Raw genomic sequence first — 21,515 nt, 5'->3', positions numbered from 1 at the left:
GCATCCGGCTGCGGCACGCCTGACGGGCTCACATTTCACCCTGGATGCGGGCACAAAGGGTCAGAATCTCCCACCCCTCTTCCTCGCACGCCACCGATCCAGATCGATGCATCCCACACCCTTGTGGGATTGTTCAACAAGACCCTAAGGTCTCGCGTAACACCCCCGTCTGACCAGGACCGTGCACCGGCACGTCCCTGCGCGGAAGAAGGCCGACGCGTGATCGTTCTCCTCGGCGTGCTCGTGGTGATCCTCGGATTCGCCACCCGCCGCAACCCTCTGCTCGTGGTGGGTGCCGCCGGCATCATCACGGGGCTGCTCGGCAAGCTCTCGCCGCAGGAGGTGCTCGCCTCGTTCGGCAACAGCTTCGCCTCCGCCCGTTCGGTGACCGTCTTCGTGATCACGCTGCCCGTCATCGGCCTCCTGGAGCGCTACGGCCTCCAGGAGCAGGCCCGCACCCTGATCGGCAAGCTGGGCAGGCTGACCACCGGGCGGTTCCTGACCCTCTATCTGCTGATACGGCAGCTCACCGCCTCCGTCGGCCTCACCAGCATCGGCGGCCCCGCGCAGAGTGTGCGGCCGCTGATCGCCCCGATGGCCGAGGCGGCCGCCGAAGCGAAGGCAGGTCGTCCGCTGCCGGAGAGACTGCGCGAGAAGGTCCGCTCGCACGCGTCCGGTGCCGACACCATCGGGGTGTTCTTCGGTGAGGACTGCTTCATCGCCATCGGATCGATCCTGCTGATCACCGGCTTCGTGAACTCGACGTACGACCAGCACCTCGAACCCCTGCACCTGGCCCTGTGGGCGATCCCCTCCGCGATCTGCGCCTTCCTGATCCACGGGGCCCGTCTGCTCCATCTGGACCGGCAGCTGGAGCGCGAACTCGCCGTCGCCGCCACCGAGAACGACCTGACGGCGCACGCCGGGGCCCGCACGGAGGACGCCAAGTGATCAAGTCCGAGTACTTCTTCTGGCTCGTCGGCGCGGTGTTCCTCGTCATGGCCGCGCAGATGGTCCGGGACCGCACCAACCCCAAGCGCTTCGGCTCCGCCGGCTTCTGGGGCCTGCTGGGCGCCGCGTTCTTCTACTCCACCGGAGTCGTCGACTCGTCCCTGCCCGCAGAGCCGCTGGGCGTCGTCGTCCTGGTGCTGATCGTCCTGGGCGGCTTCGGCCTCACCGGGAAGGGCGCGTCGCACACGCCGTCCCGCGAGAGGCGCGCGGCCTCCGCCGCCCGGCTCGGCAGCAAGCTGTTCCTCCCCGCCCTCACCATCCCCGTGGTCGCGATGATCTGCGCGACGCTCGTGAAGAACTGGAGGATCGGCGGCGAACCGGTCCTGGAACCGGGGTACGAGACCATCCTCGGCCTGGGTGTCGGCGCGATCGCCGCGTTGGCCGTGGGCATGGTGCTCCTGCGCGAGCGGAAGGTCTCCGTGCCGCTGCACGCCGGTCGCAACATGCTCGAATCGATGGGCTGGGCGCTGCTCCTCCCGCAGTTGCTCTCCGTCCTCGGCTCGATCTTCCAGACCGCCGGGGTGGGGGACCAGGTCGGCCGGATCACCGAGGCGGTGCTGCCGGACGGGCAGAGGTTCGTGGCCGTGGCCGTGTACTGCTGCGGCATGGCCCTGTTCACCATCGTCATGGGCAACGCCTTCGCCGCGTTCCCGGTGATGACCGCCGCGATCGGCTGGCCCGTCCTCATCGAGCAGATGCACGGCAACACGCCCGCCGTCCTCGCGATCGGCATGCTGTGCGGCTTCTGCGGGACTCTCGTCACGCCGATGGCCGCCAACTTCAACCTGGTCCCGGCGGCGCTGCTCGAACTCAAGGACCAGTACGGCCCGATCAAGGCCCAGCTGCCCACGGCGGCGGCCCTGCTGGTCTGCAACATCGCGATCATGGCGCTCTTCGCCTTCTGACCCGGGACGCTCTTCGCCGTCCGACCCGGGGCGCCCCCTCGCCCCTTCCGACCCGGGACGCCCCTCGCCTTCCGACCCGGGACGCCCTTCGCCCCCGTCCTCCGACCCAGCACACCCCCCTCGCCCCCGACCCGAGACACCCCTGCCCGACCGGCCCCCGACCCGAGCCGCACACCGTTCCCTCTGGAGTGACCCCGATGTCCCCCGCGCTCCCCGCCGCGTACGCCGTCCCCTTCGCGGAACTGGCCCTCGCCAACGTCGTACGCGAATACCCCAACGCGCCCGCCCACCTCTACGCCGGGCCCGAGGAGCTCGTCGCGCCCCGGACGCTGCACCCCGCGTTCTACGGCGGCTACGACTGGCACTCCACGGTGCACATGCACTGGCTGCTCGTCCGCCTGATGCGCCGCTTCTCCACCACCGGCGATCTCCCGGCCACCCTCACCACCCGTATCCGCGAGGTCCTCGACACTCATCTGACCCCCGGGAACATCGCGGTGGAGGCGTCCTACCTGCGGGGCAGGCCGCACTTCGAGCGGCCGTACGGCTGGGCCTGGCTGATCGCTCTCGCCGGGGAGTGCCGGGCCCTCGCCACGGCCGACGGCGACCGCTGGGCCGAGGCACTCGAACCCGGTGTGGCCGCGGTCGGCGATCTGCTCGCCGCCTGGCTGCCCAAGGCGACGTACCCGGTCCGGCACGGAGTCCACAACAACAGCGCGTTCGGCCTGGGCCTGGTCCTCGACGCGGGCGGGGCCGCCGGCCTGCCGGCAGCCGTCCTCGACGCGGCGGGCGACCGGCTGCGGACCTGGTTCACCGACGACCACGACGCCCCCGCCCACTGGGAGCCCTCCGGCCAGGACTTCCTCTCCCCCGCCCTCGCCGAGGCGGACGCGATGCGCAGGGTGCTGCCGGAGAAGGAGTTCCGTACCTGGATCGCCGGGTTCCTGCCCGACCTGGTCTCCGCCGCGCCCGACTCCACCCTGCTCGACCCGCCGGTGGTCTCCGACCACGCCGACCCGCAGATCGGCCACCTCCTCGGCCTCACCCTGAGCCGGGCCGCCGCCCTCCGCTCGATCGCCGGTGCTCTCCCGGACGGCCCGGGCCGTACCGCGCTCCTGGAATCGGCCGAGGCCCACCTGGCACGCGGGCTGCCGACGGTGTCCTCCGGGGACTTCTCCTCGGACCACTGGCTGGCGACGTACGCCGCCCTGGCCCTGGACACGGCACCCGGTCACTGAGCGGCGGGCCCGCCCCCGTCGCGAGGCGGGGGCGGGCCGTGCGTGCGAGGCGCACGTCCTACCCTCGGCGTATGAGCGACAGCGGCACCTCCGCAACCGGCCCCTCCGAGAGCGGCCCCTCCCCGACCGGCCCCTCCCCGACCGGGCCGTCCCCGACCGGCCCCTCCGCGGCCGCGTCCAGTGGCGACGCTCTCCGCGGCCGCTGGCGCGCGGCCCTGCTCGCCGCACGCGGCGGGACGGTCGACGGGCCCGATCCCGGCCCGTACGCCGAGAACCTCCTGGACCGCTGGGCGGAACCCCAGCGGCGCTACCACACCACGGCGCACCTGACGCAGGTCCTGGACCGCGTCGACACCCTGGCCGGCCACGCGGCCGACCCGGACCTCGTGCGCCTCGCCGTCTGGTTCCACGACGCCGTCTACCGGCCCGACCGCTCCGAGAACGAGGAGCGCAGTGCCGCCCTGGCCGAGCGCGCCCTGCCGGAGGCGGGGGTCCCCGGTGCCGGGACGGCCGAGGTCGCCCGCCTGGTCCGGCTCACCGTCACGCATGACCCGGCGCCCGGCGACACCAACGGCGAGGTGCTGTGCGACGCGGATCTCGCGATCCTCGCCTCGGCCCCCAAGGAGTACGCGGCGTACGCGGCACAGGTGCGCGAGGAGTACGGCTTCGTCCCCGACGACGCCTTCACCGACGGCCGGGCCGCCGTGCTGCGCCAGCTGCTGGAACTGCCCCGGCTGTTCCGCACGCCGCACGGCGCTGCGGAATGGGAAGCAAGGGCCCGGCAGAACCTGACCACGGAACTGGAGCTGCTCACCCACTGAGACAGGGGAATGACAGGGACGAAGGCACTGTTGGCCACTGTCATGCCCGACTCTGATTCCAGCCGCGCCCGTATGCCGATGGCCGTCTACATCCTCGGCCTCTCGGTCTTCGCCCTCGGCACCAGTGAGTTCATGCTGTCCGGGCTGCTGCCGCCCATCGCCGACGACATGGACGTGTCCATACCGAAGGCCGGACTCCTCATATCCGCCTTCGCGATCGGCATGGTGGTCGGCGCCCCGCTGCTGGCCGTCGCCACGCTGCGGCTGCCCCGCCGTACGACCCTCATCGCGCTCATCTCGGTCTTCGGGCTGGGCCAGGTCGCGGGCGCACTGGCACCGACGTACGAGGTGCTCTTCGTCTCCCGGGTGGTGAGCGCGCTGGCGTGCGCCGGGTTCTGGGCGGTCGGCGCGGCGGTCGCCATCGCGATGGTGCCGGTCAACGCGCGCGCCAAGGCCATGGCCGTGATGATCGGCGGGCTGTCGATCGCCAACGTGCTGGGCGTGCCGCTCGGCGCGTTCCTCGGGGAGAGCTTCGGCTGGCGCTCGGCGTTCTGGTCGGTGGGCGCCGCGTCCGCCGTCGCCCTGGTCGGCGTCGTCACCCGCATCCCCCGCATTCCGCTGCCGGACGAGAAGCCGCAGCTCAAGCGCGAGGTCGCGATCTACAGGGACCGCCAGGTATGGCTGTCGATCATCATCACGGCCCTCGCCGCCGGCGGTGTGTTCTGCGCGTTCAGCTACCTCGCGCCCCTGCTGACGGACGTGGCCGGCCTCGGTTCGGGCTGGGTTCCGTGGGTGCTCGCGCTCTTCGGCGTCGGCGCGCTGATCGGTACGACGATCGGCGGGCGGGTCGCGGACGCGCATCTCTTCGGGGTGCTGCTCAGCGGTATCAGCGCCTCCACGGTCTTCCTCGTGGCGCTGGCCCTGTTCGCGTCCAACCAGGTCGCCGTCGTCGTGCTGGCGTTCCTGCTCGGGCTGTCGGCGTTCTACACGGCTCCGGCGCTCAACGCCAGGATGTTCAACGTCGCGGGGGTGGCCCCGACGCTGGCGGGCGCGACGACCACGGCCGCGTTCAACCTGGGCAACACCAGTGGCCCGTGGCTGGGCGGCACCGTGATCGACGCGGACTTCGGCTTCCGGGCGACCGCGTGGGCGGGCGCCGGGATGCTGGTCCTGGGCCTGGCCGCCGTGGTCGTCTCGCTGCGGCTGCGCGGCGGTGCGCCGTCCCGGCGGATCGCGGGTGCCCCGGCGCAGGTCAGCACCGAGCACGGTGCCCCCACGCCCATCAGCCCGGAGCAGGCCGCCCCTTCGGCCGCCTCAGTCCCGCGTCAGTGATCCGGCGCACGATCTCCTTCGACCCGACCTCACGCGCACCGGCGCGCACCGCGTCCGCGTAGCGCGCCTCGGGCACGTCGTAGTGGTCGCGCTCGAACGCGCGGGGCGGGCAGCCGATCGCGGCGGCGAAGGCGTGCAGTTCCTCGAAGGACACGTCACTGACCAGGTGCGACCACATGCGCCCGTGACCCGGCCAGGTCGGCGGGTCGATGTAGACCGTCACCGGCCGAGCACCTCGCCGAGCGCCCCCACGCGCGCGACGGACACGGTCGCCTTGGTGCATACCCAGTGCGGATCGGGGCCGAGCTCCGGCTCGACGTCCAGGGCGTGCGGCCCCTCCTCCGTGCACACCGGGCACAGCGGCCAACGCCCGTGCCGCTCCAGGAGGGCGTCCTGGACGTCCTGCGCCACGAGGCCCGTGACGAACGACACACCCTCGGGCCACTGTTCGACCCACCAACGCCGGTGGGCCACCGCGTCCTCGACCATCGAGACGATCCCCGCCTCGGCGACGTCGGCCGCGACGAGGTCGGCCATCACCAGCGCACGCGCGGTGTGCAGCTCCTGTTCCAGGGTGTTCAACTCCATTCCCCCATTGTCCCCGCCCCGCGACGGGGCCGTCCTTGATCCTTCAGAGGTCGGGACCAAAGGGGGGTTGACGGGATACACCCCTGAAAATATCTTTCAATCGTGACCAATGACGTGAAGGAAAGTTTCAACGCGGATTCCCCGCCCGCCCCCGCGGCGCTCGCGGCCAAGGTGCGGACACTGGCTCCGTCCATGACCCGCTCCATGCAGCGGGTCGCCGAAGCCGTGGCGGGGGACCCCGCCGGGTGCGCCGCCCTCACCGTCACCGGTCTCGCCGAGCTCACCGGCACCAGCGAGGCGACGGTCGTCCGTACCGCCCGCCTCCTGGGCTACCCCGGCTACCGGGACCTGCGCCTCGCGCTCGCCGGCCTCGCCGCGCACCAGCAGTCCGGCCGCGCTCCCGCCGTCACCGCCGACATCGCGGTCGACGACCCCATCGCGGACGTCGTCGCGAAGCTCGCCTACGACGAGCAGCAGACCCTCGCGGACACCGCCGCGGGTCTCGACACGGTGCAGCTCGGGGCCGCCGTGACCGCCGCGGCGAGCGCGCGCCGCATCGACATCTACGGCGTCGGCGCGTCCTCCCTCGTCGGCCAGGACCTGGCGCAGAAGCTGCTCCGCATCGGCCTGATAGCCCACGCCAACATGGACCCGCACCTCGCCGTGACCAACGCGGTGCAGCTCCTCCCCGGGGACGTGGCCATCGCCATCACCCACTCGGGCTCCACGGTCGACGTCATCGAACCGCTCCGGGTCGCCTTCGACCGAGGCGCGACGACGATCGCGATCACCGGCCGCCCCGACGGCCCGGTCTCGCAGTACGCCGACCACGTGCTGACCACGTCCACCGCCCGGGAGAGCGAGCTGCGCCCGGCCGCCATGTCGAGCCGGACGAGCCAGCTCCTCGTCATCGACTGCCTCTTCATAGGTGTCGCCCAGAGGACGTACGAGACGGCCGCGCCCGCGCTGTCCGCGTCCTACGAGGCGCTCGCCCACCGCCACACCCCGCGCAGCCGCTGACCCTGCCCGGCCCCTCACCCGCTGAACCGTACGAGCACGAGAAAGCAGAGCGCTGTCCATGACCTCCACCACCGACGCCGACGCCGCCACCTCCGGCGGCTACGGCGAACTGCGCGCCCAGCTGGCGACCCTCACCACCGAGGCGTTCCGGCCGGAGCTCGCCGAGATCGACCAGCTGCCGACGCAGGAGATCGCCCGCATCATGAACGGCGAGGACACCACCGTCCCCGCCGCCGTGGCGGAGAAGCTCCCCCAGATCGCCGCCGCGATCGACGCCACCGCCGAGCGCATGGCGCGGGGCGGCCGGCTGATCTACGCGGGCGCCGGCACCGCGGGCCGCCTCGGTGTCCTCGACGCCAGCGAGTGCCCGCCCACCTTCAACACCGACCCGTCCGAGGTCATCGGCCTCATCGCGGGCGGTCCCTCCGCCATGGTCAAGGCGGTGGAGGGCGCCGAGGACAGCAAGGAGCTGGCCGCCGCCGATCTGGACGCGCTGGGCCTCACCGCCGACGACACGGTCGTCGGGATCTCCGCCTCCGGCCGCACCCCGTACGCCATCGGCGCCGTCGAGCACGCCCGCGCGAAGGGCGCGCTCACCCTCGGCCTCTCCTGCAACGCGGACTCCGCGCTGGCGGCGGCGGCCGAGCACGGCCTGGAGATCGTCGTCGGCCCCGAGCTGCTCACCGGCTCCACCCGCCTCAAGGCGGGCACGGCGCAGAAGCTCGTCCTCAACATGCTCTCGACGATCACGATGATCCGGCTCGGCAAGACGTACGGGAACCTCATGGTCGACGTACGCGCGTCCAACGAGAAGCTGCGTGCCCGCTCCCGCCGGATCGTCTCGCTCGCCACCGGCGCCTCCGACCAGGAGATCGAGGCGGCGCTCGCCGCCACCGACGGCGAGGTGAAGAACGCCATCCTCACCATCCTCGGCGAGGTCGACGGCCCCACCGCCGCCGCCCTCCTGGCCGACTCACGCGGTCACCTCCGCGCCGCCCTCGCGGCCGTCCGCACCACCTGACGCTCCACTCCCCGCACAGCAAGGCACCACGCACCATGGCTACTGAAGACAAGAACCGCGCCACTGCCGCCGCGATCCTGCCGCTCGTCGGTGGCGCTGCGAACGTCAGCTCGATCGCCCACTGCATGACCCGGCTCCGGCTGGGCCTGCACGACCGTTCCCTCGTCGACGACGAGGCCCTCAAGGCCGTCCCCGCCGTGATGGGCGTGGTCGAGGACGACACCTACCAGATCGTCCTCGGCCCGGGCACCGTCGCCCGGGTCACCCCGGAGTTCGAGCAGCTCGTCGAGGAGGGCAAGGCGTCCGGAGCGCCCGCGCCCGTCCACACCGCCGAGGAGCTGGCCGACAAGGGGGCCGCGCTCAAGGCACAGCAGAAGGCGAAGAACGCCACGCCCTTCAAGCTGTTCCTGCGCAAGATCGCGAACATCTTCGTCCCGCTGATCCCCGCCCTGATCGGCTGCGGCATCATCGCCGGCCTCAACGGCCTGCTGGTGAACCTCGGCTGGCTGCCCTCGGTCACCCCCGCCCTGGCGGCGATGGCGTCCGGCTTCATGGCCCTGATCGCGGTCTTCGTCGGCTACAACACGGCGAAGGAGTTCGGCGGTACGCCGATCCTCGGCGGTGCGGTCGCGGCGATCATCGTCTTCCCCGGCGTCGCGAACATCGAGGCCTTCGGCCAGACCCTCTCCCCCGGTCAGGGCGGTGTCCTCGGCGCCCTCGGCGCTGCGGTCCTCGCGGTGTACGTCGAGAAGTGGTGCCGCCGCTGGGTCCCCGAGGCGCTGGACGTCCTGGTCACCCCGACGCTCACGGTGCTGATCTCCGGGCTCGTCACGATCTTCGGCCTGATGTACGTGGCCGGTGAGGTCTCCTCCGCCATCGGTACGTTCGCCGACTGGCTGCTCTCCACGGGCGGCGCGGGCGCGGGCTTCCTGCTGGGCGGCTTCTTCCTGCCGCTGGTGATGCTGGGCCTGCACCAGGCCCTGATCCCGATCCACACGACGCTGATCGAGCAGCAGGGCTTCACGGTCCTGCTCCCGATCCTCGCGATGGCCGGAGCGGGTCAGGTCGGCGCCGCTGCCGCCGTCTACCTCCGTCTCCCGAACAACGAGTCGATCCGCAAGACCATCAGGTCCGCCATGCCCGCCGGTCTGCTGGGTGTCGGCGAACCCCTGATCTACGGCGTCTCGCTCCCGCTGGGCCGCCCGTTCATCACGGCCTGTGTCGGCGGCGCGTTCGGCGGCGGCTTCGTCGGCCTGTTCAACCAGCTCGGCGACTCGGTCGGCTCGACGGCCATCGGCCCGTCCGGCTGGGCCCTGTTCCCGCTGCTCGACGGCAACCACGGCCTCGGCTCCACGATCGCGATCTACGCGGGCGGCCTGGTCGTCGGCTACGTCGCGGGATTCGTCGCCACGTACTTCTTCGGCTTCAGCAAGGCGCTGCTGACGGAGTTCAACGTCTCCCAGGAGCAGGGCCCCTCCACGGTCGCCGCCACCGGCCCGGCCACGGCATCGGGCTCGGGCGACACCCCGGCGAAGGAACCGGCAGGCGTCTGACCGGGCCGCGAGCTGCACGGGAACCCCACTGATTTTTTCTTCACGAACACATGTGTGTAGGCAATTGATTGCCGGGCACCTGATGTCTCGGAGGTTGATAACAATGGTTCCCCTGCTTCTCGTTCTTCTGCTCGCCCTGATCCTTTTCGGTGCCGGTTTCGCACTCAAGGCACTCTGGTGGATCGCCGTCATCGTGCTGGTGATCTGGCTGGTCGGATTCTTCGCCCGGTCGACCAACGGCGGTAAGCGTGGCCGTTGGTACCGCTGGTAGACGGCTTCTACCCATACGAACGCGGGTGGCGCGGAACTTTTCGAGTTCCGCGCCACCCGCGTTTTCCATGCGCTCCCGGAATGCTCCGGGCATGGACCGGACATACGCGGGCACTCGAATAAATGAGCGGCACCCACCCTCATCGTGAGGAAAGGGCCGTGTCTGACGAACCGTCGAGGAAGGAGCCAGTAATGAGCGACAACCTGTGGGGCTACCAGCCCACGAGCGGTCACACCGCAGGCGCCGACCTGACCGGATACGCGGTCGAGGCGACGGACGGCAGCATCGGCAAGGTCGACAGGCACTCCGACGAGGTGGGCTCGGCCTACCTGGTCGTCGACACCGGCGTCTGGATCTTCGGCAAGGACGTGCTCCTGCCGGCCGGCACGGTCAAGGGCATCGACACCGAGCACAAGAAGGTGTTCGTCGACCTGACCAAGGACCAGATCAAGGACTCCCCGGAGTTCGACAAGCACAAGCATGCGGACGACCCGGGCTACCACGCCCAGGTCGGCGGCTACTACGACAGCTACCGCATCGTGTGACCCCGGCGCACAGCGCACCCTGATCAGAGGCGGGGTCGGCTCCCCCACGGAGCCGGCCCCGCTGTCATGCGCGCGGGGGTGGCCTCTCGGCCGTCTCCCGCCCCGCTGTGGGGCCGTCTTCGGCCAAATCACAGCCGCCCCGTTGGCTCCACGCATGGTGCGTGGGATGGTGGCCGCTCTTGCAGCGGCGGGGGGCGCTCATGAGCGAGAACCACAGCAACGGACCGATGCGCTGGGACGAGCACGCGCGCGGTGGTGCGGGCGGCTGGGTGAGCGCCTCCGAGGACGGCGCGGGACCGCCCGACGGAGCAGGGCCGGACCCCGCACCCGACCCCGGTCGCAGCCGTCGCACCGTACCGGGGAAGTACGTCCTCGTCATGGTGGGTGGAGGACTGGCGATCGCCGCCGTGGTCCTCGTCGTCACCCAAGCCGTCCGCTCCCCGCCGCCCGATGCGAGCCACACCCCGTCCCCCTCCGGTTCGTCACGTGCCCTGACCGGATCGACGGCGGACCCGGGGCCCTCCGGCTCGCCCACCGTCACGGCGGAGGCGCAGGCCACGGCTGTGAACGGGCTCCTGGAGCGGAGCGAGTCCGACCGCCGGCAGGTCGTCGACGCCGTCAACGCGATCGAGGCGTGTGCCTCGGACGAAGCGGTCGCCGCCGCGGGGGAGTCCCTCGACGAGGCCGCCGTCCGCCGTGACGAGCTCGTCGCCGGCCTCGCCGCTCTCGACGTGAGCGCGCTCGGTTCGGGTGCGGGCGCGACGGCCGGTCTCCGCACGGGCTGGCAGCACTCGGCGGACGCCGACCGGGCGTTCGCCGACTGGGCGGACGACGCGCAGGGCTGCTCCCCCGGCTCCGTCCCCCGCACCGCCTCGTACCGGAAGGGCGTGCGGAGCAGTGAACTCGCCACCGGCGCCAAGGAGGAGTTCCTCTCGCTCTGGAAGCCGATCGCCGAGCGGTACGGATTGCCGGAACGCGATACGGCGGAGCTCTGACACCGCGCCGTCCCGCACGCGACAGCGCGCGGCACCCCCGCTCCCCACCGACGGAAAGCCGGACCCCACCATGCCCGACCCGCAGGGGCCATCGCCCGCACCCGTCCCGGAGCCACGGCCTGCGCCGGGCCCACCGGCCCCGCCACCGCGGGGGCCCGTCCCGGAGCCGCCGGCTCCTCCGCCGCCCCGCCCCACCGGCGCCCTGTGGCAGCTGGTCCGCTCCCAGGCCGGCAACCGGCCGGGCAACGCCACGGCCTATCTGCGTGGGGCAGCCCACCTGGACCGGGTGTTCCGCAACGCCGTGGTCGAGGAACTGGCGGAGAACCCGCACCGCCTCCCCCCTCCGTCGTACGGGGTGGATCTGGCGGCGGTCCTCAAGGAGTGCTTCCTCGCACGCAAGGAGGTGGCGACCCGCGCGGCCCTCCTGCTCGGCCTGCCCCTCGTGATGCTTCCACTGAGCGTGGCCGGAGCGGTCTTCCCCGCCGTGCTGGTCCTCCTGGTCCGGCTGGCGACCTCGCTGGGAGGCGCGCTGAAGAACTCGCTGAAGGGCCGGAGCCCGCAGGGGGCCGAACAGGTGTCCCGTGCCAAGGGTGGCCCCCTCACACTCCTGCTGCTGATCGCCTTCCTCTTCGTCCTGTGGCGCCTGAGCGGTCTGGTCCTGTCGCTCTCCTACCTCCTGACCAGCGGGCGGCACCTGTTCGCCACGCTGCTGGTCCTCGCGGGATGGGCCGCCATCGCCACCGTCTACCAGTACCGGGCGGTGCGGCGCCTCCATCTCCTCGCCCTCGGCCGGAACCCTGGCCTTCCCGACCCTCCCGCGGTCGCCGCCCGGCTCCAGGAGATCCGTGAGCAGCAGGCCGACCCCGATGTCGTCTACAGCGACTACGCCCCGTTCGTCGGTGCGGGCATCGAGCTGGACCACTGGTCGTTCGCCGTCGAGTTGGTGCCGGACCTGACGAAACAGGGCGCAGGCGCCGCAGGGCGCCGGGCGGACTTCACCGTGCCCGAGGTCCACGCGCGGATACGCCGGGACCTGCTCCGGTTCGGCGAGGGCGAGGCATACCCGGGCGACCGGCTCCGGGGACTCCGTGTGGACGACTACGTCATGAAGAGCGGCAAGAGGCTGGGGCCTTCGTCGGACTGGAGCGGCACCGGTCCCGGCACCCCCTTCGCCGGACTGGCCGACAGCCCGCGCGCCGAAGCGGCAGCGCTGCTCCGGACGCGGGCCGGCGGGCCGCCCCCCGAGACGTGGTGGCCGGACAGCCTCGACCTGTTCGCCGAGGAGCGTCTGCGCCACTACCTGACGGTCCGGGTGGGCAGTTGGGGCGACGAGGTGGTGCTCACCGTCTTCAGCCGCGTGCAGATGCAGGGCGGCCTGCTGTTCCTGGAGTCGCGGGCCTTCCTGCTGCCGCCGATCGCGCGCGCCTACCACCGCATCGACGACATACTTCCCCCTCGGGACTCCAAGGACTGGACGGACCTGGCCGGTTCGGCGGTCGAGTCGATGTTCTCCCTGGTGGCCGATGCCCCGAGCGACCTCTCGGCCGCCTCCCGCACGAAGACCCGCACCGCGCACGCGCGGTTCTGGTACAAGCGCATGTGCGCGACCGACCGCCCGGTCGACCACGGCCCGGCGTACTCGATCCGCGAGCTCGCGGCGGAGCCCCAGTTCCAGCAGCTCTTCCAGGAGATGGACGTCCGGCGCTTCCTGAAGAGCATCCAGACCAGGACGGTGACCGCGGTGCGCAACAGCCTCAGCGACGCGGGATACCGCACGAGTGAGTACGACGCCCGCACCACGGTCCTCTTCGACCGCTCCGTGCACGTCAACGGCACGGTCCACGGCAATGTCCAGACGGGCGACCACGCACGGGCGAGCCACCAGACGATCACCACACCGCAACCGCACGTCGGCCCACCCGGCGGCGGTCCCACCACGGGTTCCAGCTGAAGGAGTCGACACCATGACGAGCACACCGCCGGGAGACGGACGCGGAATCCACGTGAGCGGCCACGCCACGTTCACCGGGAACGCCCAGACCGGCGACCACAGCAGCGCGGAGTTCGTCAGCCACGTCCCGGGACCCGGTCCGGATGGTGACTCGGACGAAGCCCTGCGCCTGCGGGAAGCCGTCGACGCGCTGCGCGTACGCCTCCGCGCCCTGGACCCGGCCGAGCTGCCCTCCGCCGAGGGGTCGGCCGCGGAATCCGCCCTCGCCGAGGTGGAGGACGCACTCCCCCAGCCGGACGAGGCAGGGCGGGGCCGCGTGCGGAACGCCGTCTTCACCCTCACCGGCGCCCTCGCCTCGGTCGCTTCGCTCTCCGAGTCGATCAGGGCGCTGCGCGAGGCTGCGGCCCCCTGGTTCTGAACGGCCCGGACCGGCCCCGCCGTCCGGACACGCGAGGCGCGGCGGGGCTCGGACCGGGAAGTCGGCGGTGAGCAGGGTGACGCCGAAGGGGTCGGGCAGCGGGAGCGGCCTCCCGAAGGGCACGGCCTCGCTGCGCCTGTACGTCCCGTCCTCGTTCAGCTCCCTCGGTATCACGACGAGGTCCGGGACGTACAGCCTGTCGAGAGGCGCGACGTGCACACCGAGCATCCGGTCCCCAGCTCATCGGGGAGGCCCCTGTACAGCCCGCAGGTGTCCGCACGCGCGCCGTGGCGGGGCCGAGGGAACCGGCCGGCCGTTGTCCCGCATCCCTCTCCCGAGACGTTGATCTTCGATCACCGGACAGCGTCCCCCTGACAGCGAGAGGCGGCACGCGTGACGAACGGCCAGGCGGGTGGGGGCACCCCGCACCGAACGGCCCCGGGCGGGGGGCGGCAGGCGGAGGATGCGACCGGCGCGCGACGCGGCATCGCCCGCACGGTGCTCGCCGTCATGCGCCGTGACGGAGGCCGCCTGTACGGCCGGGCGGCCCGCGTCGCGGGCCTGGTCTCCCTGGGCGGACTGCTGCTGACCGTCGTGGGCTTCCTCGCCGCCTGGCCCGAGTTCACCGAGATGCGTCTGGGCGCGGAACGGGCCCGCATCGACGAGGACTCGTACGCCCCCGACGGCAGCCGCGTGACCACCCTGTGGCTCATCCTGCTCGCCTGCCTTCCGTTCCTGATCCTCCTGCTGCACCTGGGGTGCGCCGCCATCCAGACCGCGTCCGCCCGTGCCACCGGCGAGGGGCGCGGCCGCTTCCGCGCGGTGCTGGGCGTGTACGTGCTGCGGGGGGTGTGCGTGTGGGCTCCGGTGGTGCTCGGAATCCTGGTGGAGGAGTACTTCACGACCACCACGTTCAGGGAGTACACCGCGATCGTCCCGAAGTGGGAGTACCCCCACCTGTTCGAGGTGCTGCGCTACGGTCCGCCCCTGCTGGGCACAGCGAGCGCGCTGGTGCTCCGGCTCGGCTGGACCCTGGCCCCGGCCGTCGCCACAGCGGAGGGCCTCGGGCCCCGGGCCGCCATGCGCCGCTCCTGGTCGCTCGTGTGGGGCCGGCCCTCCGCCTGGTTCCGGACCGTGGCCCTCGCGCTCGCCCTGGGCGGGCTCACCGTGGGCCTGTACGTCCTGCTGCACCTCGCCGTACGGCCCCTGCGCTCCGGCACGGTCCACGTCTTCCTGGAGTGGGGGCCGGACAACACCTACGCCGCGTACGTCGCCGGGCTCCTCGCCCCGATCGCCGTCGCCCTGCTGCTCACCGGCGCCCTGGCCCTTCCACCGGCACACGCCGCCCTCGCGATACTCCGGCAGCGGCTCGCACCGCCCCGGCACGACGACGGCCTCACGGCAGCCGCCCCTCCCGGTTGATCTCCCGTACCCGCGCCCGGAGCACGAGCCCCGGAGGGGCCGGCCGGACCGCGTCCGGCGGGCAGTCCCACTCGGCCCCTCCGCCCGGCGGACGCAGCTGTACGTTCGGGCCGACGCGGCCCATCACCCGGCCCACCCGGCCGTCGCGCACGTCCACCGCGAACGTGCCGGGCTCCGGCATACACGGCTCCAGTCCTTCAACTGTCATGAGCGGCCTTCGCTTCGAGCAGGGCACTCAGCCGCAACGCCGTCTCGACCGAGCACCGGCCGAGGTCGACGAGCGGAGTGGGCTCGTTCCTCGCGCACGACGCCAGGTCGACCCGCAGCGACGGCAGCTTCACGCCGACCCCCGCGAACCCGGCCCGCAGCCGCGCCACCGCGTCCTCCGCAGCCCGCACTCTGTCCGCTGCCTCATTGCGCCGTTCCGTAGCCGTCATCATGATCTTCCCCATTTCCACGCTGAGTAGTGGCTATGCCTACTCAGCGTGGCCAATTCCTCGCTACCGTGGAAGAGGCGCAGTTCCAACACCCGCACCTGTCCACTGGGAGTCGCCTTGCCCGGACCGAAGAAGCTGGACCCTTCCTCCTCGCCCCGCGCCCTCCTCGGCGCGGAACTCCGGCACCGCAGGGAGGCGGCGGACCTCTCCCAGGAGGACCTGGGGGCCCCGCTGTTCGTCAGCGGCTCCTTCATCGGCCAACTGGAGGCGGGCACGCGGCGCATGCAGATCGACCAGGCCCAGAAGCTGGACGAGGTGCTGGGCGCGGACGGATTCTTCGTACGGAACTGCGCGGCGCTGCGGAAGTCGAAATACCCGGACCACTTCGCGGAGGCGGCGGAGGCGGAGCGTCTGGCGACGACGATCCGGGAGTACGCACCCCTTCTCATCCCTGGCCTGCTTCAGACCGAGGCTTACGCGCGGGCGGTCTTCCGGGCGTACCAGCCGACGGCCACCGAGGACGTGATCGACGAGTTGGTGGCAGCGCGACTGGAGCGCGCGCAGCTGCTGACCGATCCAACGACGCCTCTGTTGTGGGTCGTACTGGACGAAGCGGTCCTCCGCCGGCGGGTCGGCGAACCCGGAGTCATGGCGGAGGCACTTCGACATGTGACCGGGCTGGTTCGACAGCACCGCATCATCGCGCAGGTGCTGCCGTTCTCGGCGGGGGCTCATACCGCCATGGGCGGCGGCCTCAAACTCATGGGGTTCGCGGACGCACCACCCCTTGCCTACCTGGACGGGCTCGGCTCGGGCCAGTTGCTCGACGAGCCGTCCATGGTCCGCACGTATGGACTCACCTACGATCTCCTGGTGGCCGGTGCCTTGTCACCGGGAGACTCCCTGGCCCTGATCCGGTCCGTAGCGGAGGATGACTCGCATGAAGATCAGCGGTTCTGACTACGACCTGTCCACAGCCACCTGGCACAAGTCCTCCTACAGCGATGGGAGCGGCGGTAACTGCCTGGAGATCGCCACCTGGCGCAAGTCGACGTACAGCGGCGGCGACGGCGGCAACTGCCTGGAGGTCGCCGACCACCTCCCCGACGTCGTCCCCGTCCGCGACTCCAAGGTCGCCGACGGCCCGGCGCTCGTGTTCCGGACGGCCGCCTGGGCGGCCTTCGTCGCCGACCTCAAGCACGCATAGCTGCCATGGCCATACCCGCAGATCCAGACCCCCTGTACTCCGACACCGAGGCCGCCGCCGGCAGCCTCGGTGCGGTTCTTCGAGCGGTCGCGGTCGAGGAAGGCCTCTCCGTCCCGTTCACGGTCTCGGAACACGACCCGGTTCGCCGCGCCTCGGTCGCCGGCCCGGTCCCACACAGGACGCCGTTGGACATCACGGCCTGGGCGGTCGAGCGGCGCTGGTCGATCCGGGGGTGCGAGTCGTTCCAGGACCTGGCCCTCGTCGACGGGGACACGCAGGACCTCGTCCAGGTCGTCCGAGCCGCACAGGCCTGGCACGACGGGGCGGGACTGGCCGACATCCAGCGGGCCGCGCCCTTCGCGCACCTGACGGGCCGTCACGACGTGTCGGACCACGATCCGGTGGAACTGACGGAGTCCGAGTGGCAGCACTTGCTCACGGAGGCGAGCGAGAGTGACTGGCCGTCCTACCTCGCGCTGATCGAGGCGTCCTACGCCGAACCGGCCCTGCGGGCCCTCTACCCGTACACGAGCCACTGGACGCTGCGCTTCGCGAGGACCACTCGCCCCCGGCTGGCCGGCGACGTGGCGGTCTGCCTGGCTGCGGCATACCGGGAGGACCGCTACACCGTCAGCGCCCAGTACATGGGCGAGGTACTGGCCGAGACGACCACGGCCGTGGAGGCGGTGGCAACGGCCCTGCGTCACCTGCCGCCCGACCTCGGCCCCGTCATGTCCGGGGCGCTCTGAACAAGCGGGGCTCCCGGCTCACACCACCTGGATCACGTGCTTCCCCCGCACCCCGCCCGCCTCCAGCGCCCGGTGCGCGGCGGCGATGTCGGCCAGGGGGCGGACCGTGTCCACCACCGGGCGGATCACTCCGCTCTCGACGTACCGGGCGAGTTCGGCGAGCAGGTCGTGCTGCGGGTTGCCGCTGAAGAACCGGACGCGCCCCCGGCCGTGCACCGTCGAGGCCAGCAGGTAGCCGAGGCTCGCGGCGATGTGGTCGATGTCGAAGGAGATGGAGACCATGCGGCCGCCGGGCGCCAGGAGCTTCCGGAAGGCCCGGTGCTCGGTTCCGACGGTGTCCAGGACGACGTCGAAGCGGCCGAGGTCGGACGGGCCGGTGGTGGTGTAACTGTGGGCCTCGTCGGCGCCCAGCTCCCGTACGAAGTCGAGGTTCTTCGGGCCGGCGAGGGCCGTGACATGGGCGCCCAGGGCCTTGCCCAGCTGGACCGCGATGCTGCCGACTCCCCCGCTGGCGCCGCGCACGAGCAGACGCTCGCCCGCCTTGAGGCCCGCCTTGGCCTTCAGGGCGGTGAGGGCCGTCGTGCCGACCGGCAGGGAGGCGGCCTCGACGAGGCCGATGTTCTCGGGGGCGAAGGAGAGGTTCCGGGGGCGGACCGCCACGTATTCGGCCGCGCTCCCGAAGGTCCGGGGCAGGACGCCCCACACCCGGTCGCCCTGCTTGAGCCCGGTGATCGAGGGGTCGGTCTCGGCGACCTCGCCGGCGAAGTCGAGCCCCGTGCGGAGCGGGAACTTCCGGCCGGTGACCAGGCGGACGCGGCCGGCCCGCCCGTACAGCTCGCCGCCGTTGACGCTCGCCGCGTGGACACGGACCAGCACCTGGCCCTGCTGGAGGACCGGGACCGGGACCCTGCCCACGTAGAGCACCTCGGGAGGGCCGTAGCTGTCGTAGAGCGCCGCGCGCATGTCGTTCATGTCTGCCAGGCTAAGCGGGTAAACGGATGGCCCCCTCCACTTGGCTCGAAGTGAGAAACATGCCTGATCAGACGTCTCACAAACCGTCCCCTGACGGCCTGCGGGCCGACGCGCGCGAGAACCGGGAGCGGATTCTCGATGCCGCCCGGGAGGCGTTCGCCGCTCAGGGCATCGACGTCCCCATGGCGGCGGTCGCCCGGCGCGCGAAGGTCGGGGTCGCCACGCTCTACCGGCGGTTCCCGACGCGCGCCGCGCTGGTGACCGAGGCGTTCGCCGGGCAGCTGGCCCACTGCGTCGCCGTCCTCGACGTAGGTCTCGCGGACCCGGACCCGTGGCGCGGCTTCTGCTCCGTCGTCGAGAAGGTCGCCCTGATGCAGGCGAGCGAGCGGGGCTTCACGCAGGCGTTCCTCTCGCAGTTCCCCGAGCACGCCGAGTTCACCGAGGAGCGCGCCCGCGCGGAGGAGGGCCTGGCCCTGCTGGTCCGGCGGGCCAAGGAGAGCGGGCGGCTGCGCCCGGACTTCGACGTACAGGACATCACGCTGCTGATGCTGGCCAACTGCGGTGCCACCGCCGGGGCGGGCGACGACGCGCCCGCCGCGTCCCGGCGCCTGGTCGCCTACCTCCTCCAGTCCTTCCAGGCCGGGGCGACGGCCCCGCTGCCGCCTCCCGCACCCCTGGGACTCGACCGGATTCCCACCCGGCCACCTCTGTGACGCAGGCCACCTTCCGCGATGTCACAGATCGCCGGAGAGCTTCCGTCTCGTGGGTGTCATCAGGAAGCGGAAGAAGGCGGAAGCGATGAACACACGTGAGACCGACCGGACGTCCACCCACCACGTCGTCGTCCTGGGCGCCGGGTACGCGGGCATGGCGGCGGCCGTCCAGCTGGCGGCCAGGGCCGGGCGGCAGCAGGGGCTGACCGTCACCCTCGTGAACGCCCAGGACACGTTCACCGAGCGGCTCCGGCTGCACATGACGGCCACGGGGCAGGAGCTCGCCGAGCTGAGCATCCCGCAGGTGCTGGAGGGCACCGGCGCCCGTTTCGTGCGCGGCTGGGTGACGGCGGTGGACGCGGACGCCAGGACCGTACGGATCGACGACGAGCGGGTCCTGCACTACGACACGCTGGTCTACGGCCTGGGCAGCGTGGCCGACACGGGAGCGGTGCCGGGTGTCGAGGAGCACGCGTACACCCTCAGCGGCCCCGAGGAGGCGCGGTCGATGGCCGACCGACTGGCCCGGCTCGGAAGCGGCACGGTGGTCGTCGCGGGCAGCGGACTGACGGGCGTCGAGTCGGCCGCGGAGATCGCCGAACGGTGCCCGCACCTGGAGGTCCTCCTGGTGGGGCGCCAGGAACCCGGCGCGTCGATGAACCCGAAGGCCCGGACCCACCTGCGGTCCGCGCTCGGCCGGCTGGGCGTGCGGGTGCGCAGCGGGGAGGAGGTGGCGAAGGTGCTGCCCGGCGCCGTCGAGCTGGCGGGCGGGGAGACCGTCGCCGCCGATGCCGTCCTGTGGACGGGCGGGACCCGGGTGTCACCGCTGGCGGCCGAGGCCGGACTGCGGGTGGACGAGCGCGGCCGCGTCCTCACCGACACCGCGCTGCGGTCGGAGTCGCACCCCGACGTGTACGCCGTGGGCGACGCGGCGGCCGTACGCCAGGGGTACGGCGTCATGCACGGCACCTGCCAGAGCGGGATGCCGACGGGGGTGCACGCCGCCCTGTCGATCGTGCGCACGCTGCGGGGCAAGCAGCCCAAGCCGTTCCGCTTCGGTTACTACCACACGCCGGTGAGCCTGGGCAGGAACGACGGGGTCGTGCAGTTCACCCGGCCCGACGACAGCCCTCGGCGCATCTGTCTGACAGGCCGGGCGGCGGCCAGATATAAGGAAGCCGTGACCGCCTCCCCCTGGCCGACGTACGGCCGTATGAAGAAGATGCCCGCCTCAGGGGCGTTCTGGCCGCGCGGTGGACGCTTCACCCGGCTCAAGGGGGCGCTGTGACCGGGGCGGACGCCGATCAGCAGGTCTTCCAGCAGTACCGCGGCCTGCTCTTCTCCGTGGGCTACCGCCTGCTCGGCACCGCAGCCGACGCGGAGGACGCCGTGCAGGACGCCTGGATCAAGTGGTCGGCCGCCGACCGCTCACAGGTGGCCGACCCGAAGGCGTACCTGGTGCGGATCGTGTCGAACCTGGCGATGGACCGCCTCCGGTCGACCCGGCACCAGCGCGAGGTCTACGTGGGGCCGTGGCTCCCCGAGCCCATCCTCACCGGCGGGGACGCCTCCGAGACGGCCCTGGAGGCCGAGTCGGTGTCGATGGCGCTGCTGGTGGTGCTGGAGACGCTGAGCCCGCTGGAGCGCGCCGTGTTCGTCCTGAAGGAGGCCTTCGGCTTCAGCCACGCGGAGATCGCCGTGGCGGTGGAACGCTCCGAAGCGGCCGTGCGGCAGGCCGCGCACCGTGCCCAGGAGCACGTGCGTGCCCGGCGTCCGCGGTTCACGGCGGACCGTACGCGGCAACGCGAGGCGACGGAACGGTTCTTCACGGCGGCGACCGGCGGCGACATGAACTCCCTGATGGAGCTGCTGTCGCCGGACGTCACGCTGTGGACCGACGGCGGCGGCAAGGTCCGCCAGGCCCTGCGTCCGGTCGTGGGCGCCACCACGGTGGCCTCCTGGTTCGCGGCCATGGGGACGGTCCCCTACCAGGGCGTCCAGCCGGCCGACATGCGCGCCGAGATGGCCGAGATCAACGGCGGGCCGGGCATGGTGCTCAGCGCGCCGGACCGGGTGCTCGCCACGGTCACCCTCGACTTCGACGCCGAGGGACGGATCGCCGCCATCCACAACGTCGCCAACCCCGACAAACTGGGAGCAGTCGGCAAGCGGGCGCCGCACCCGGTCCGGACGCGCTGAGCACGGCGGAGGCTCACCGGCAGGAGTCCCCGGGGCTCAAGTCCCGGAGTCCGAGCGCTCTTCCAGAGGAATGGGAGGAGGGCCTTTCCCCACCCGCCCTCCCTCCCGAACCTCGCGCTCACCTCGAAGAGTTCACTTTTCGTGACC

Annotated in this window: 25 protein-coding genes; 20 read left to right on the top strand and 5 right to left on the bottom strand. The window is 71.9% G+C overall.

The features are described 5' to 3' along the window. Positions 1–219: 219 nt before the first annotated feature. The 5 genes from ACFC51_RS26360 (at position 220) to ACFC51_RS26340 (ending at position 5,307) form a co-directional block, all read left to right on the top strand. Positions 220–951, top strand: a complete 732-nt coding sequence (locus tag ACFC51_RS26360) for a DUF969 domain-containing protein (RefSeq protein ID WP_376369299.1) — start codon at positions 220–222, stop codon at positions 949–951. Further along, positions 948–1,916: a DUF979 domain-containing protein gene (locus tag ACFC51_RS26355; protein ID WP_376369300.1), complete on the top strand. Its 969-nt coding sequence runs from the start codon at positions 948–950 to the stop codon at positions 1,914–1,916. Before ACFC51_RS26360 ends, ACFC51_RS26355 begins: the two co-directional genes overlap by 4 nt. Before the next feature lie 197 nt (positions 1,917–2,113). Next, positions 2,114–3,154: a DUF2891 domain-containing protein gene (locus tag ACFC51_RS26350; protein ID WP_376369301.1), complete on the top strand. Its 1,041-nt coding sequence runs from the start codon at positions 2,114–2,116 to the stop codon at positions 3,152–3,154. Positions 3,155–3,225: 71 nt separating this feature from the next. Further along, on the top strand, positions 3,226–3,975 hold the full coding sequence (locus ACFC51_RS26345; protein ID WP_376369302.1) for a hypothetical protein: 750 nt from the start codon (positions 3,226–3,228) through the stop codon (positions 3,973–3,975). A 72-nt stretch (positions 3,976–4,047) separates the two neighbouring features. Then, positions 4,048–5,307, top strand: coding sequence for a Cmx/CmrA family chloramphenicol efflux MFS transporter (locus tag ACFC51_RS26340; protein WP_376369343.1), 1,260 nt, complete (start codon positions 4,048–4,050; stop codon positions 5,305–5,307). On the opposite strand, the gene ACFC51_RS26335 is transcribed toward ACFC51_RS26340, so the two are convergent. Continuing rightward, complete coding sequence (locus ACFC51_RS26335; protein WP_376369303.1) at positions 5,258–5,530, bottom strand: DUF4031 domain-containing protein; 273 nt, start codon at positions 5,528–5,530, stop codon at positions 5,258–5,260. The genes ACFC51_RS26340 and ACFC51_RS26335 overlap by 50 nt on opposite strands. Continuing rightward, complete coding sequence (locus tag ACFC51_RS26330) at positions 5,527–5,895, bottom strand: hypothetical protein (RefSeq protein WP_376369304.1); 369 nt, start codon at positions 5,893–5,895, stop codon at positions 5,527–5,529. The genes ACFC51_RS26335 and ACFC51_RS26330 overlap by 4 nt, the downstream gene beginning before the upstream one ends. Before the next feature lie 102 nt (positions 5,896–5,997). Here ACFC51_RS26330 and ACFC51_RS26325 point away from each other — a divergent pair, with 102 nt between their 5' ends. The 9 genes from ACFC51_RS26325 to ACFC51_RS26285 all read left to right on the top strand — a co-directional run bounded on the left by ACFC51_RS26325 (position 5,998) and on the right by ACFC51_RS26285 (position 15,091). Next, complete coding sequence (locus ACFC51_RS26325) at positions 5,998–6,915, top strand: MurR/RpiR family transcriptional regulator (protein WP_376369305.1); 918 nt, start codon at positions 5,998–6,000, stop codon at positions 6,913–6,915. A gap of 58 nt (positions 6,916–6,973) precedes the next feature. Continuing rightward, positions 6,974–7,936, top strand: a complete 963-nt coding sequence (gene murQ / locus ACFC51_RS26320; RefSeq protein ID WP_376369306.1) for an N-acetylmuramic acid 6-phosphate etherase — start codon at positions 6,974–6,976, stop codon at positions 7,934–7,936. 35 nt (positions 7,937–7,971) lie between these two features. Further along, on the top strand, positions 7,972–9,489 hold the full coding sequence (locus tag ACFC51_RS26315) for a PTS transporter subunit EIIC (RefSeq protein WP_376369307.1): 1,518 nt from the start codon (positions 7,972–7,974) through the stop codon (positions 9,487–9,489). A 103-nt stretch (positions 9,490–9,592) separates the two neighbouring features. Then, a complete protein-coding gene (locus ACFC51_RS26310; protein WP_376369308.1) occupies positions 9,593–9,760 on the top strand; it encodes a DUF5670 family protein in 168 nt (55 codons plus the stop codon). A 191-nt stretch (positions 9,761–9,951) separates the two neighbouring features. Then, positions 9,952–10,305, top strand: coding sequence for a PRC-barrel domain-containing protein (locus tag ACFC51_RS26305; RefSeq protein WP_376531137.1), 354 nt, complete (start codon positions 9,952–9,954; stop codon positions 10,303–10,305). Positions 10,306–10,505: 200 nt separating this feature from the next. Continuing rightward, complete coding sequence (locus tag ACFC51_RS26300; protein ID WP_376531135.1) at positions 10,506–11,300, top strand: hypothetical protein; 795 nt, start codon at positions 10,506–10,508, stop codon at positions 11,298–11,300. A 70-nt stretch (positions 11,301–11,370) separates the two neighbouring features. Beyond that, positions 11,371–13,251 (top strand): hypothetical protein, encoded by a 1,881-nt coding sequence (locus ACFC51_RS26295; protein WP_376531133.1) that lies wholly within the window; start codon positions 11,371–11,373, stop codon positions 13,249–13,251. A 13-nt stretch (positions 13,252–13,264) separates the two neighbouring features. Further along, positions 13,265–13,669: a DUF5955 family protein gene (locus ACFC51_RS26290; RefSeq protein WP_376369312.1), complete on the top strand. Its 405-nt coding sequence runs from the start codon at positions 13,265–13,267 to the stop codon at positions 13,667–13,669. A gap of 393 nt (positions 13,670–14,062) precedes the next feature. Continuing rightward, positions 14,063–15,091, top strand: coding sequence for a hypothetical protein (locus ACFC51_RS26285; protein WP_376531131.1), 1,029 nt, complete (start codon positions 14,063–14,065; stop codon positions 15,089–15,091). Here the strand turns inward: ACFC51_RS26285 and ACFC51_RS26280 are convergent. Next, positions 15,066–15,272: a hypothetical protein gene (locus ACFC51_RS26280; RefSeq protein WP_376369316.1), complete on the bottom strand. Its 207-nt coding sequence runs from the start codon at positions 15,270–15,272 to the stop codon at positions 15,066–15,068. The genes ACFC51_RS26285 and ACFC51_RS26280 overlap by 26 nt on opposite strands. A 16-nt stretch (positions 15,273–15,288) precedes the next feature. After that, complete coding sequence (locus tag ACFC51_RS26275; RefSeq protein ID WP_376369345.1) at positions 15,289–15,528, bottom strand: hypothetical protein; 240 nt, start codon at positions 15,526–15,528, stop codon at positions 15,289–15,291. Positions 15,529–15,645: 117 nt separating this feature from the next. Between ACFC51_RS26275 and ACFC51_RS26270 the strand changes: the two genes are divergently transcribed. The 3 genes from ACFC51_RS26270 to ACFC51_RS26260 are packed head-to-tail and all read left to right on the top strand — an operon-like array spanning position 15,646 to position 17,484. Further along, positions 15,646–16,488, top strand: coding sequence for a Scr1 family TA system antitoxin-like transcriptional regulator (locus ACFC51_RS26270; RefSeq protein WP_376531129.1), 843 nt, complete (start codon positions 15,646–15,648; stop codon positions 16,486–16,488). Beyond that, positions 16,469–16,735 (top strand): DUF397 domain-containing protein, encoded by a 267-nt coding sequence (locus tag ACFC51_RS26265; protein ID WP_376531127.1) that lies wholly within the window; start codon positions 16,469–16,471, stop codon positions 16,733–16,735. The genes ACFC51_RS26270 and ACFC51_RS26265 overlap by 20 nt, the downstream gene beginning before the upstream one ends. Positions 16,736–16,740: 5 nt before the next feature. Further along, entirely contained in the window at positions 16,741–17,484 is a 744-nt protein-coding gene (locus tag ACFC51_RS26260) for a DUF6193 family natural product biosynthesis protein (RefSeq protein ID WP_376531125.1), read from the top strand. Positions 17,485–17,502: 18 nt separating this feature from the next. On the opposite strand, the gene ACFC51_RS26255 is transcribed toward ACFC51_RS26260, so the two are convergent. Further along, positions 17,503–18,456 carry an NAD(P)-dependent alcohol dehydrogenase gene (locus ACFC51_RS26255; protein ID WP_376531123.1) on the bottom strand — a complete coding sequence of 318 codons (954 nt, stop codon included), beginning with the start codon at positions 18,454–18,456 and terminating at the stop codon, positions 17,503–17,505. A gap of 59 nt (positions 18,457–18,515) precedes the next feature. Here ACFC51_RS26255 and ACFC51_RS26250 point away from each other — a divergent pair, with 59 nt between their 5' ends. From ACFC51_RS26250 to ACFC51_RS26240, 3 genes are all read left to right on the top strand, one after another. Next, positions 18,516–19,169, top strand: coding sequence for a TetR/AcrR family transcriptional regulator (locus ACFC51_RS26250; RefSeq protein WP_376531121.1), 654 nt, complete (start codon positions 18,516–18,518; stop codon positions 19,167–19,169). 85 nt (positions 19,170–19,254) lie between these two features. Beyond that, positions 19,255–20,457 (top strand): NAD(P)/FAD-dependent oxidoreductase, encoded by a 1,203-nt coding sequence (locus tag ACFC51_RS26245; protein WP_376531118.1) that lies wholly within the window; start codon positions 19,255–19,257, stop codon positions 20,455–20,457. Beyond that, positions 20,454–21,368, top strand: a complete 915-nt coding sequence (locus ACFC51_RS26240) for an RNA polymerase sigma-70 factor (RefSeq protein WP_376531115.1) — start codon at positions 20,454–20,456, stop codon at positions 21,366–21,368. The genes ACFC51_RS26245 and ACFC51_RS26240 overlap by 4 nt, the downstream gene beginning before the upstream one ends. Positions 21,369–21,515: the final 147 nt, after the last annotated feature.

This window comes from Streptomyces sp. NPDC055962, assembly GCF_042270185.1.
Classification (GTDB): Bacteria; Actinomycetota; Actinomycetes; order Streptomycetales; family Streptomycetaceae; genus Streptomyces.
The sequence above is the reverse complement of the archived record's forward strand: the minus strand, read 5'-3'. Positions and strand labels throughout refer to the sequence as shown.